The organism is Streptomyces sp. NBC_00057 (assembly GCF_045041165.1).
Lineage (GTDB): Bacteria > Actinomycetota > Actinomycetes > Streptomycetales > Streptomycetaceae > Streptomyces.
The window spans coordinates 2,724,298-2,736,606 of the sequence record NZ_CP108256.1 but is presented as its reverse complement, the minus strand read 5'-3'; the positions used below and the strand labels follow the sequence as shown (position 1 = coordinate 2,736,606).

Below are 12,309 nucleotides of genomic sequence, written 5' to 3'. Positions count from 1 at the left end.
AGCCTGGCGCACAATGGGGGCACGCACGGCTGAAGGGGAACATGCCAATGAGCGCCGAGGACCTCGAAAAGTACGAGACCGAGATGGAGCTGAAGCTCTACCGGGAGTACCGAGATGTCGTCGGTCTGTTCAAATATGTGATCGAGACCGAACGGCGCTTCTACCTCACCAACGACTACGAGATGCAGGTGCACTCGGTTCAGGGTGAGGTGTTTTTCGAAGTATCCATGGCGGACGCCTGGGTCTGGGACATGTACCGGCCCGCACGGTTCGTCAAGCAGGTACGGGTGCTGACGTTCAAGGACGTCAACATCGAGGAGCTCAACAAGAGCGATCTCGAACTTCCGGGTGGCTGAGCCCGTTTTACGCGCTCTTCAAGGGGATGGATTCCCCCTTCCGGGTGGCTGAGTTGTCCACAATCCCGGAGTTGTCCACCAAGATCCACCAGCTGGGACCGGACGCGTCAGAGTCGGTGCCGGAGGTGGTGCCGATATGAACGCACGGGGGGCACTCGGGCGGTACGGCGAGGATCTGGCGGCGCGGCTGCTGACCGACGCCGGCATGTCCGTACTGGAACGGAACTGGCGCTGTCGTGCCGGTGAGATCGACATCGTTGCGATGGACGGCGACGCACTCGTGGTCTGCGAGGTGAAGACCCGCAGGGCGGGTGCCTTCGAGCATCCGATGGCAGCCGTCACACCGGTCAAGGCGGAGCGGCTGAGACGGCTGGCCGGGATCTGGCTCCACCGGCACGGCGGCCCGCCGCCCGGTGGGGTCCGGATCGACCTGGTCGGCGTGGTGCTGCCCAGGCGCGGCGCACCCGTCGCCCAGCATGCGCGGGGGGTGGCCTGATGGGGTTCGCGCGAGCGTGTTCGGTGGCGCTCGTCGGCGTCGAGGGTGTGGTGGTGGAGGTCCAGGCGGACCTGGAGGCGGGGGTGGCCGCATTCACCCTGGTGGGGCTGCCGGACAAGAGCCTGGTGGAAAGCCGGGACCGGGTCAGGGCCGCGGTTGCGAACTCAGGGGCCGAGTGGCCGCAGAAGAAACTCACGGTGGGTCTGTCACCGGCTTCCGTACCCAAGGGCGGCTCCGGTTTCGATCTGGCGGTTGCCTGTGCGGTGCTGGGCGCGGCCGAGCGGATCGACCCGGCCTCCATCGCCGATGTGGTGATGATCGGTGAACTCGGGCTGGACGGCCGGGTGCGGCCGGTGCGCGGCGTGCTGCCTGCCGTGCTCGCCGCGGCGGAGGCCGGGTATCGCCAGGTCGTCGTGCCCGAGCAGACCGCGGGGGAGGCGGCGCTGGTGCCCGGGATCTCGGTCCTCGGGGTACGGAGCCTGCGGCAGCTGATCGCGGTGCTCTGCGACGAGCCGGTGCCGGACGAACGGCAGGCTCACGGCGAGGGGCGCCCCGACACCATGCTGGCCGGGCTGATGGTGCCCGGCGCGGGTATCGGCATCGGGCTCGCCCGGGTGCCCGGGCAGGGTGACGGCAACCCACCGGATCTGGCGGATGTGGCGGGGCAGGAGCGGCCCCGCAAGGCGCTGGAGGTTGCCGCGGCGGGCGGTCATCACCTGCTGCTCTCCGGACCGCCGGGCGCCGGCAAGACCATGCTGGCCGAAAGGCTGTCGGCGATTCTGCCGACGCTGACCAGGAAGGAGTCCCTGGAAGTCACCGCGGTGCACTCGGTGGCAGGCATTCTGCCGCCGGGGGAACCACTGGTCACCCGTGCGCCGTACTGTGCACCGCACCACTCGGCGACCATGCAGTCGCTGGTGGGCGGGGGAAACGGGCTGCCGCGGCCCGGTGCGGTCTCTCTGGCCCACCGGGGGATTCTCTTTCTGGACGAGGCGCCGGAATTCTCCGTGCGGGCGCTGGACGCGCTGCGCCAGCCGCTGGAGTCGGGGCATGTGGTGGTGGCACGCAGCGCCGGGGTGGTGCGGCTGCCCGCCAGATTCCTGATGGTGCTGGCCGCCAACCCCTGCCCCTGCGGCCGGCACACCCTCAGCGGTGCCGGTTGCGAGTGCGCGCCCTCGACGGTCCGGCGCTATCAGGCGAGACTCTCCGGGCCGTTGCTGGACCGGGTGGATCTGAGGGTGGTTGTCGACCCGGTCAGGCGCGAGGACCTGATGGGGCAGGGCGGCAGGGGTGAGTCGACGGCCACCGTCGCGGCCCGGGTCCGGGAGGCCAGGGCGCGGGCGGCAGACCGGTTGGCCGGCACGGTGTGGACCACCAACAGCGAGGTGCCCGGCCATGAGTTGCGGACCCGGCTGGCCGCGGCACCGGGCGCGCTGATGGAGGCCGAACGGGACATGGAAAGGGGCGCGCTCACCGCACGGGGCCTGGACCGGGTGCTCAGGGTGGCGTGGACGGTCGCCGATCTGCGCGGTGCCGACCGCCCGGACGGCTTTGACATCGCGGTGGCGCTGGAACTGCGGACCGGGATCCCACGGGGCGCCTTGACGAAGGCCGGAGCGTCATGAATCCGCGGGCGGACCCTGGGCAGGGGCAGGAAACGGGGTGCCTTCCGGCGTGGGACCCGGAGCGGGGCGCGGGGCCGGGGCCGGCGGTGAGCGATCGGGAACGGCTGGCGCGGGCTGCGCTGACCCGCATCCTGGAGCCGGGGGACGAGCGCGGCGGCCGCTGGATGCGCGAGTGCGGTGCCGTCGAACTGTTGCGGCGGATCACCACCAGGGACGGGGCCGCGGAGCGGCTGAGCGGAATGACTCCGAAACGTCTGGGCGGATACCGGTTACGGGCCGAGAGCGCCGAGCCCGAGCGGGACCTGGCGGCGGTCGCCGCCCTCGGCGGGCGGTTCGTCTGCCCCGGCGACCGGGAATGGCCCAGCCAGCTCGACGACCTGGCAGACGCCAGGCCGACCGGCCTCTGGGTGCGGGGGCCGCGCGATCTGCGGCTCTGGGCGCTGCGCTCGGTCGCCGTGGTCGGCAGCCGTGCCTGCACACCGTACGGATCCCATATGGCGGCGAGCCTCGGCGCGGGGCTCGCGGAGCTGGGGTGGGTGGTCGTGTCGGGAGCGGCGTTCGGGGTGGACGGGGCAGCCCATCGTGGCGCGCTCGCCGTTGACGGGGCGACGATGGCGGTCCTGGCCTGCGGTGTTGACGTCGCCTATCCCCGGGGACATGCCGAGCTGATCGGACGCATGGCGGAACAGGGGCTCGTCATCGGCGAGTTACCACCGTCCGATCATCCGACCCGCAGCAGATTCATTCTCCGGAACCGGGTCATCGCCGCGCTGACGCGCGGGACGGTCGTGGTCGAGGCCGAATACCGCAGTGGTTCGCTGGTCACCGCACACAGCGCGCAGCGGCTCGGCCGCTTCACCATGGGCGTGCCGGGCCCCGCCACCAGCGGGTTGTCAGCAGGAGTCCATGAACTCCTCCGCGGGGAGGGCATCCTGGTGACGGATGCCTCGGAAGTCGTCGAACTGGTGGGGGACATCGGCGAACTCGCTCCGGCCAGACGCGGCCCCGTACATCCCAGGGACCTGCTGGACGCGGTCTCCGCCAGGGTTCTCGACGCGCTGCCGTCCCGCGGCGCCGTCGGCGGGCGCGATGTGGCCCGCGGCGCGGGAACCAGCATCGATGAAGCGCTCGGCAGACTGTACGAACTGCACTCACTGGGGTTCGTCGAACGTGATGGCGATGGATGGCGGTTGACGCCGAGACCGACATGCAACGGCGACGCGCGGCGAGGCGGTACTTGACCTGGAGCATTCGGGTGAAAAGGTGATGCCGATGACCTCGGCGGATCCTTCAGCGACGCCTCCGGGGCCGGCGCACGTGGCGACGGCCCCGGACCTCAGTCATGTTCGATCGGTCGGAATCGCACGGCGCCGATCCACTGTCCTGCGCGGACCGCGACGCCTCGGTCACGCTACGCTCACATGAATTCCGACTCAGACACAAGTCCCCCAGCACTTCACAGCAGAACGGCTCAAGGCACCACATGCCCCAGCACACCTCCGGGTCTGACCGCGCGGCAGTACCACCGGCTGCGCGTGGCACTGTGCGCCCCCCTGCCCCCTCCTCGCTCGACGAGTTGTGGCGTTCATACAAGTCCACGGGCGACGAGCGGCTGCGGGAGCAGCTGATCCTGCACTACTCGCCGTTGGTGAAGTACGTCGCGGGCCGGGTGAGTGTGGGCCTGCCTTCCAATGTCGAGCAGGCGGACTTCGTCTCCTCGGGGGTGTTCGGACTGATCGACGCGATCGAGAAGTTCGATATCGAGCGCGCAATCAAGTTCGAGACGTACGCGATCACCCGCATCCGTGGCGCGATGATCGACGAACTCCGTGCGCTGGACTGGATCCCACGCTCGGTGCGCCAGAAGGCGCGGGCCGTGGAACGCGCCTATGCCACGCTGGAGGCGCAGCTGCGACGCACGCCTTCCGAGCCGGAGGTCGCTGCGGAGATGGGCATCGCGCTGGAGGAACTGCACGCGGTTTTCAGCCAGTTGTCGCTGGCGAACGTGGTCGCGCTGGAGGAACTGCTGCATGTCGGCGGCGAGGGCGGTGACCGGCTGAGCCTGATGGACACGCTGGAGGACACCGCCGCCGACAATCCGGTGGAGGTCGCCGAGGACCGTGAGCTCAGACGGCTGCTCGCCCGGGCGATCAATACGCTTCCGGAGCGCGAGAAGACGGTCGTCACGCTCTACTACTACGAGGGCCTCACTCTCGCCGAGATCGGCAATGTGCTCGGGGTGACCGAGAGCCGTGTGAGCCAGATCCACACCAAGTCGGTGCTGCAACTGCGCGCGAAATTGGCCGACGCCGGACGGTGATACCACCGGTGGCCGCTGCCGGCCGTGGCTGCTTCGGCCACTGATCGGGGCCACACCCGCCCTCTCGAACACCGGTCGCCGTAGAGTGGATGCGTGCCCAGGATTCGAGCGGCCTCGGTGGCCGAGCACCGGACCATGCAGCGCGGCGCCCTCCTGGACGCCGCCCGCTCCCTGCTGTCCGAGGGGGGTACGGAGGCATTGACCTTCCCCGCCCTCGCCGAACGCACGGGCCTCGCCCGGTCCTCCGTCTACGAGTACTTCCGCTCCCGTGCGGCCGTCGTCGAAGAGCTGTGCGCCGTCGACTTCCCCGTCTGGGCGGCCGAGGTCGAGAACGCGATGGAGCAGGCCACCACGCCCGTGGGAAAGATCGAGGCCTACGTACGACGGCAGCTCGACCTCGTCGGAGACCGCCGCCACCGGGCGGTCGTCGCGATCTCGGCGAGCGAGCTGGACGCCGGCGCACGCGAGAAGATCCGGGCCGCGCACGGCGGGCTCATCGCCATGATCGTCGAGGCGCTCGGCGATCTCGGCCACGAGCAGCCGAGACTGGCGGCGATGCTGCTGCAGGGCTCGGTGGACGCCGCGGTGCGCCGTATCGAACTCGGCGTGGCGGAGGAGCCGGCCGTGATCGCGGACACCGCCGTCGCCATGGTCCTGCGAGGCGTACAGGGCATACAGGACTGACGTCGGGGCCGCGCCGCGGCAACGACGAACAGAACGCCGGGGGCGGCGAGTCCGTCCCCGGCCCCCTCGGCCGAGGGCCTGGGCTCCGGTACGCCGAACACTGGCAGCAGCCGGGACGGACCCCGTCGCAGCAGTTCCGGCGGCAGCAGCGACAACGGATCCAGATATGCGTCACCGTGCCGCAGTCCCCAGTGCAGACAGCCCGATGCGCAGTGGAAGGGCCCCGCCTCCACGACCGCCACTACTTGTCCTGCCGTCACCTTCTCGTCCTTCGCGACCAGCGCGCGCACCGGCTCGTACGTGGTCCGCAGCGGCGGATCGCCGGTCCCGGCCACCTCGATCGCCACCACCCCGCGCCCCGCCACACGCCCTGCGAACGAGACCCGGCCCGAGGCCGCGGCGAGCACCGCCGTGCCCGGCTCTGCGGCGAGATCCACCCCGCGGTGGCCCCGTCCGTAGGTACTCACCGGCGGCTCCCATCCCCGTACGACCGCAGGCCGTCCGGCAAGCGGCCACAACCGGGCACCGTCCGGCCGGGGCGCCGGTGAGGGAGCGGGCGCGGGTGCGGGAACAGGCGCGGGCGCCGGCTCTTCGGCTGCCGCGACCGGCGCGCCGCACAGCGCTGAGAGAAGAACCAACACCGCCACGAGCGCGGCGCCGCAGAAGCGGAATCTGTGCCTGAAAAGGGAAACGGTCGGATCCGGTGTGCATCGCATGGCAGAACCGTCCCGCACCGCTCGGAATCGCGGGGATCATGAACCGGATCTGTGGACTACCGACCGGTTGTGGACAGCGCCGTCACCCGGCACTCGACCTGTCCCGTACACTTCCTATGGCGATCCGGGTCACCGGGTCGACTTCGCACGCCCCGCCACCTCCCTCTCTGCGGATGGTGGCCGCGCTCCTCGGTCCCTTGTGGCACGGCGCGTCGGGGCGTCAGGCGCGACAGCAATCCTGCGGTCGCGACAACCGAGCACCTCAAGGAGTACGGCCATGGCCGTCGTCACGATGCGGGAGCTGCTGGAAAGCGGCGTCCACTTCGGTCACCAGACCCGTCGCTGGAACCCGAAGATGAAGCGCTTCATCTTCACCGAGCGCAACGGCATCTACATCATCGACCTGCTCCAGTCGCTGTCGTACATCGACCGCGCCTACGAGTTCGTCAAGGAGACCGTCGCCCACGGCGGCTCCATCATGTTCGTCGGTACCAAGAAGCAGGCCCAGGAGGCCATCGCCGAGCAGGCGACGCGCGTCGGCATGCCGTACGTCAACCAGCGTTGGCTCGGTGGCATGCTCACCAACTTCTCCACCGTCTACAAGCGCCTTCAGCGTCTGAAGGAGCTCGAGCTCATCGACTTCGAGGACGTGGCCGCCTCCGGCCTCACCAAGAAGGAGCTCCTGGTTCTCTCCCGCGAGAAGGCCAAGCTGGAGAAGACCCTCGGTGGTATCCGCGAGATGCAGAAGGTGCCGAGCGCCGTCTGGATCGTCGACACCAAGAAGGAGCACATCGCCGTCGGTGAGGCGCGCAAGCTCCACATCCCGGTCGTCGCGATCCTCGACACCAACTGCGACCCCGACGAGGTCGACTACAAGATTCCGGGCAACGACGACGCGATCCGCTCCGTCACCCTGCTCACCCGCGTGATCGCCGACGCCGTCGCCGAGGGCCTCATCGCCCGTTCCGGTGCCGCCACCGGTGACTCGAAGCCGGGCGAGAAGGCCGCCGGCGAGCCGCTCGCCGAGTGGGAGCGCGACCTGCTCGAGGGTGACAAGAAGGCCGATGCCGAGGTGCAGACCTCTGCCGAGACCGAGAAGGTCGCGGACGCCGCCGAGACGCCGGCCGAGGTCGCTGCCGAGGCCCCCGCTGCCGAGGCTCCGGCCGCGGACGCCGAGCAGGCCTGACACCTCCGTCACGGCTGAATGACGGCGGGGGCCGGTGCCACGAGCACCGCCCCCGCCGTCCACCCGTAGATCTTTCAGACTTCGAGAGAGAAACACAGACTCATGGCGAACTACACCGCCGCTGACGTCAAGAAGCTCCGCGAGCTGACCGGCGCCGGCATGATGGACTGCAAGAAGGCGCTCGACGAGGCCGAGGGTAACGTCGACAAGGCCGTCGAGGCGCTCCGTATCAAGGGTCAGAAGGGCGTCGCCAAGCGCGAGGGCCGTTCTGCCGAGAACGGCGCCGTCGTCTCCCTCATCTCCGAGGACAAGACCTCCGGCGTTCTGCTCGAGCTGAAGTGCGAGACGGACTTCGTCGCCAAGGGCGAGAAGTTCCTGGCCGTCGCCAACGCGCTCGCCGCCCACGTCGCCGCGACCTCGCCGACCGACCTGGCCGCGCTGCTCGCCTCCGAGATCGAGGCAGGCAAGACCGTCCAGGCGTACGTCGACGAGGCCAACGCCAACCTCGGCGAGAAGATCGTCCTGGACCGCTTCGCGCAGTTCACCGGCGGTTACGTGGCTGCGTACATGCACCGCACCATGCCCGACCTTCCGCCGCAGGTCGGCGTGCTCGTCGAGCTGGACAAGGAGAACGCCGAGGTCGCCAAGGACGTTGCGCAGCACATCGCCGCCTTCGCCCCGAAGTACCTCAACCGCGACGAGGTCCCGGCCGAGACGGTCGAGAACGAGCGTCGTGTCGCCGAGGCCACCTCTCGCGAGGAGGGCAAGCCCGAGGCCGCCCTTCCGAAGATCGTCGAGGGTCGCGTCAACGGCTTCTTCAAGGACGTCGTCGTCCTGGAGCAGGCGTTCGCCAAGGACAACAAGAAGTCCGTCCAGAAGGTTCTGGACGAGGCCGGTGTCACCCTGAAGCGCTTCTCGCGCATCAAGGTCGGCATCTGAGTCCGTCCGCGAACAACGGTGGACCCCGATAGGGTCTGGTGCAGTCGTCGGCCGCACACATGCCGTACGACCGCAGAACTGACGAGGAGGCCATTGCCGCTGAGGGACACCAGACCCACCGGCAATGGCCTTCTTCGTATGTGCACGAGGAGAATCTCCATGAACAAGGGCGCGGACGCCGCAAAAGGTGACCACAAGCGCGACGACGGCAAGGTACCCGGGCGCTTCATGCTGAAGCTGTCCGGAGAGGCGTTCGCCGGCGGCGGGGGTCTCGGTGTCGACCCCGACGTCGTACACGCCATCGCCCGGGAAATCGCGGCAGTCGTCCGCGACGGCGCGCAAATCGCGGTCGTCATCGGCGGCGGCAACTTCTTCCGCGGTGCCGAGCTCCAGCAGCGCGGCATGGACCGGGCCCGCTCCGACTACATGGGCATGCTCGGCACGGTCATGAACTGCCTGGCGCTCCAGGACTTCCTGGAGAAGGAGGGCATCGACTCCCGCGTCCAGACCGCCATCACCATGGGGCAGGTCGCGGAGCCGTACATCCCGCTGCGCGCCGTGCGCCACCTGGAGAAGGGCCGTGTCGTCATCTTCGGCGCCGGCATGGGGATGCCGTACTTCTCCACCGACACCACTGCCGCCCAGCGCGCCCTGGAGATCGACGCCCAGGGTCTGCTGATGGGCAAGAACGGGGTGGACGGGGTCTACGACTCCGACCCGAAGACCAACCCCGACGCGGTGAAGTTCGACGCCCTTGAGTACAGCGAGGTGCTCGCCCGCGATCTCAAGATCGCCGACGCCACCGCCATCACGCTCTGCCGCGACAACCAGCTGCCGATCCTCGTCTTCGAGCTGACCGCCACGGGCAATATCGCCCGCGCGGTCAAGGGTGAGAAGATCGGCACGCTCGTGAGTGACCAGGGCACCCGGGCCTGAGAACCGGGGGACCTTCCCGGGAAGTCAAGGAAAGGTCCGGGGCCTGCGGGGAACACCCCGGGACAGGCCCCGAAGGATGGACAACGGCCTGCCGGTCGGACACCGTGCAGGTGAGGACGCGACGCAGGACCCGCCGGGCCCGAGCACGCCGGGCCCACTCAAGACACGCAGGAGCACGTGGTGATCGAAGAAACCCTCCTTGAGGCCGAGGAGAAGATGGAGAAGGCCGTCGTCGTCGCGAAAGAGGACTTCGCCGCGATCCGTACCGGCCGTGCGCACCCGGCGATGTTCAACAAGATCGTCGCCGACTACTACGGCGCGCTGACCCCGATCAACCAGCTCGCCTCGTTCTCGGTGCCCGAGCCGCGTATGGCCGTCGTGACGCCGTTCGACAAGAGCGCGCTGCGCAACATCGAGCAGGCCATCCGCGACTCGGACCTCGGCGTCAACCCGAGCAACGACGGCAATATCATCCGGGTGACCTTCCCGGACCTCACCGAGGAGCGTCGCCGCGACTACATCAAGGTCGCGAAGACGAAGGCCGAGGACTCCAAGATCTCCATCCGGGCCGTGCGCCGCAAGGCCAAGGAGACTCTCGACAAGCTGGTCAAGGACAAGGAGTCCGGCGAGGACGAGGTGCGTCGCGCCGAGAAGGAGCTCGACGACACCACCGCGAAGTACGTCGCACAGGTTGACGAGCTGCTCAAGCACAAGGAAGCCGAGCTGCTCGAAGTCTGATGAACGACTCTTCCTGGGGCGCCCCGCGGGGAGCCGGTCACTGGGGTGTGCCCGCGACGCAGGCCGCTCCGGCGGGTCCTGCATACGATGTGCATGACGCCCAGCAGACTCGGCCCATGCCCATAGTGCCGGACGTTCCCGACACAGGTAGAGACGCTGACGACCGTGATGGCAGGGAACAGGGGGCCGCACGCCTGGGCGGCGGCCCCCTGTTCCGTGACGAGAAGCCGCAGGAGCCCATGTCCACCGCGCCACCGCCCCCGCAGAAGAAACGTGCGGGCCGTGATCTGCGATCCGCAATAGGGGTCGGTGTGGGGCTCGGCGCCGTCATCGTCGCCTCGCTGTTCATCGTGAAGGCCGTCTTCGTCGGTGTGATCGCCGTCGCCGTCGTCGTGGGCCTTTGGGAGCTCACTTCCCGGCTGGAGGAGCGCAAGGGCATCAAGGCGCCGCTCATCCCGCTGGCGGTCGGTGGCGCGGCGATGGTGGTGGCCGGATACGCACGCGGCGCCGAGGGCGCCTGGGTGGCGATGGCGCTGACCGCACTCGCGGTGCTCGTCTGGCGGATGACCGAGCCTCCCGAGGGCTACCTCAAGGACGTTACGGCCGGCGTGTTCGCCGCGTTCTACGTACCGTTCCTGGCCACCTTCGTCGCCATGCTCCTGACCGCGGACGACGGGCCTCAGCGGGTGCTCACCTTCCTGCTGCTGACCGTGGTCAGCGACACGGGTGCGTACGCCGTCGGCTGGCGCTTCGGCAAGCACAAGCTCGCGCCGCGCATCAGCCCCGGAAAGACCCGCGAGGGCCTGTTCGGGGCCGTCGCCTTCGCGATGGTCGTCGGCGCGCTGTGCATGCAGTTCCTGATCGACGGCGGTTCCTGGTGGCAGGGACTGCTGCTGGGGCTCGCGGTCGCGGCCAGTGCCACTCTCGGTGACCTGGGCGAGTCGATGATCAAGCGGGACCTCGGGATCAAGGACATGGGCACGCTGCTGCCGGGCCACGGCGGCATCATGGACCGGCTGGACTCGCTGCTGCCGACCGCCCCGGTGGTCTGGCTGCTGTTGGTGCTGTTCGTGGGTTCCGGCTGATCCCCGAGTTCTACCGCCCTGACCTGGGCTTTTGCGAGTGAGGGTCCGTTGTCCACAGGGCGGCGGGCCCTCACTGTTCTGTCTGCGACACTGGATGAACCATGCCTAAGCCCGGAGAACTCACTTTCGTCGCGCCCCGCGGAGCCAAGAAGCCGCCGCGGCACCTCGCCGACCTCACGCCCGCCGAGCGCAAGGAAGCGGTCGCCGCGATCGGCGAGAAGCCGTTCCGCGCCCAGCAGCTCTCACAGCACTACTTCGCGCGGTACGCGCACGACCCGGCCGAGTGGACCAACATCCCGGCCGGTTCGCGGGACAAGCTCGCCGAGGCGATGTTCCCCGACCTGATGTCGGTGGTCCGCCACATCAGCTGTGACGACGACACCACCCGTAAGACGCTGTGGAAGCTGCACGACGGGACGCTCGTCGAGTCCGTCCTGATGCGCTACCCGGAGCGGGTGACGATGTGCATCTCGTCGCAGGCGGGATGCGGGATGAACTGCCCGTTCTGCGCCACGGGACAGGCCGGTCTCGACCGCAATCTGTCGACCGCGGAGATCGTCCACCAGATCGTGGACGGCATGCGCGCGCTGCGCGACGGGGAGGTCCCCGGTGGTCCGGCGCGGCTCTCCAACATCGTCTTCATGGGCATGGGCGAGCCGCTCGCCAACTACAACCGGGTGGTCGGCGCGATCCGTCGGCTGACCGACCCGGAGCCGGACGGGCTGGGGCTCTCGCAGCGCGGGATCACCGTCTCCACCGTGGGCCTGGTGCCCGCGATGCTCCGCTTCGCCGACGAGGGCTTCAAGTGCCGCCTCGCCGTCTCCCTGCACGCACCGGACGACGAGCTGCGCGACACGCTCGTCCCTGTGAACACGCGCTGGAAGGTGGGCGAGGTGCTGGACGCCGCGTGGGAGTACGCGGAGAAATCCGGCCGCCGCATCTCCATCGAGTACGCGCTGATCCGGGACATCAACGACCAGGCGTGGCGCGGTGACCGGCTCGGCCGACTCCTCAAGGGTAAGCGTGTGCACGTCAATCTGATCCCGCTGAACCCGACGCCGGGCTCCAAGTGGACTGCCTCGCGGCCCGAGGACGAGAAGGCGTTCGTCGAGGCGATCGCGGCACACGGAGTGCCGGTCACCGTGCGGGACACCCGCGGCCAGGAGATCGACGGGGCCTGCGGGCAGTTGGCGGCAGCCGAGCGCTGAGGCCGGAACGGCCCGTGTAG

Annotated in this window: 12 protein-coding genes and 1 pseudogene; 12 read left to right on the top strand and 1 reads right to left on the bottom strand. The window is 69.1% G+C overall.

The features are described from left to right. Positions 1-47 precede the first annotated feature (47 nt). The 6 genes from OG953_RS12640 (at position 48) to OG953_RS12615 (ending at position 5,481) form a co-directional block, all read left to right on the top strand. Positions 48-356, top strand: a complete 309-nt coding sequence (locus tag OG953_RS12640) for a DUF2469 domain-containing protein (RefSeq protein WP_003965949.1) — start codon at positions 48-50, stop codon at positions 354-356. A 136-nt stretch (positions 357-492) separates the two neighbouring features. Further along, on the top strand, positions 493-852 hold the full coding sequence (locus OG953_RS12635; RefSeq protein ID WP_093899088.1) for a YraN family protein: 360 nt from the start codon (positions 493-495) through the stop codon (positions 850-852). Next, positions 852-2,477 carry a YifB family Mg chelatase-like AAA ATPase gene (locus OG953_RS12630; protein ID WP_405684216.1) on the top strand — a complete coding sequence of 542 codons (1,626 nt, stop codon included), beginning with the start codon at positions 852-854 and terminating at the stop codon, positions 2,475-2,477. The genes OG953_RS12635 and OG953_RS12630 overlap by 1 nt, the downstream gene beginning before the upstream one ends. Continuing rightward, positions 2,474-3,718 (top strand): DNA-processing protein DprA, encoded by a 1,245-nt coding sequence (dprA, locus tag OG953_RS12625; RefSeq protein WP_405684215.1) that lies wholly within the window; start codon positions 2,474-2,476, stop codon positions 3,716-3,718. The genes OG953_RS12630 and dprA overlap by 4 nt, the downstream gene beginning before the upstream one ends. 242 nt (positions 3,719-3,960) lie before the next feature. Continuing rightward, positions 3,961-4,797, top strand: a complete 837-nt coding sequence (gene whiG, locus OG953_RS12620) for an RNA polymerase sigma factor WhiG (protein ID WP_093899085.1) — start codon at positions 3,961-3,963, stop codon at positions 4,795-4,797. A 117-nt stretch (positions 4,798-4,914) separates the two neighbouring features. Next, positions 4,915-5,481, top strand: a complete 567-nt coding sequence (locus OG953_RS12615; protein WP_405691793.1) for a TetR/AcrR family transcriptional regulator — start codon at positions 4,915-4,917, stop codon at positions 5,479-5,481. A 215-nt stretch (positions 5,482-5,696) separates the two neighbouring features. Here OG953_RS12615 and OG953_RS12610 read toward each other — a convergent pair. Then, positions 5,697-6,197, bottom strand: a pseudogene (locus OG953_RS12610) (peptidoglycan DD-metalloendopeptidase family protein); the annotation flags it as partial. 277 nt (positions 6,198-6,474) lie between these two features. Between OG953_RS12610 and rpsB the strand changes: the two are divergent. The 6 genes from rpsB to rlmN all read left to right on the top strand — a co-directional run bounded on the left by rpsB (position 6,475) and on the right by rlmN (position 12,289). Beyond that, a complete protein-coding gene (gene rpsB / locus OG953_RS12605) occupies positions 6,475-7,383 on the top strand; it encodes a 30S ribosomal protein S2 (RefSeq protein ID WP_405684212.1) in 909 nt (302 codons plus the stop codon). Between the two features lie 102 nt (positions 7,384-7,485). Next, a complete protein-coding gene (tsf, locus tag OG953_RS12600) occupies positions 7,486-8,322 on the top strand; it encodes a translation elongation factor Ts (protein ID WP_405684211.1) in 837 nt (278 codons plus the stop codon). A gap of 159 nt (positions 8,323-8,481) precedes the next feature. Then, positions 8,482-9,258 carry a UMP kinase gene (pyrH, locus tag OG953_RS12595; RefSeq protein WP_405684209.1) on the top strand — a complete coding sequence of 259 codons (777 nt, stop codon included), beginning with the start codon at positions 8,482-8,484 and terminating at the stop codon, positions 9,256-9,258. A 180-nt stretch (positions 9,259-9,438) separates the two neighbouring features. Further along, a complete protein-coding gene (gene frr / locus OG953_RS12590) occupies positions 9,439-9,996 on the top strand; it encodes a ribosome recycling factor (RefSeq protein WP_093899080.1) in 558 nt (185 codons plus the stop codon). Further along, entirely contained in the window at positions 9,996-11,081 is a 1,086-nt protein-coding gene (locus OG953_RS12585; RefSeq protein WP_405684207.1) for a phosphatidate cytidylyltransferase, read from the top strand. Before frr ends, OG953_RS12585 begins: the two co-directional genes overlap by 1 nt. Before the next feature lie 101 nt (positions 11,082-11,182). Beyond that, complete coding sequence (rlmN, locus tag OG953_RS12580; protein ID WP_093899078.1) at positions 11,183-12,289, top strand: 23S rRNA (adenine(2503)-C(2))-methyltransferase RlmN; 1,107 nt, start codon at positions 11,183-11,185, stop codon at positions 12,287-12,289. Positions 12,290-12,309 lie beyond the last annotated feature (20 nt).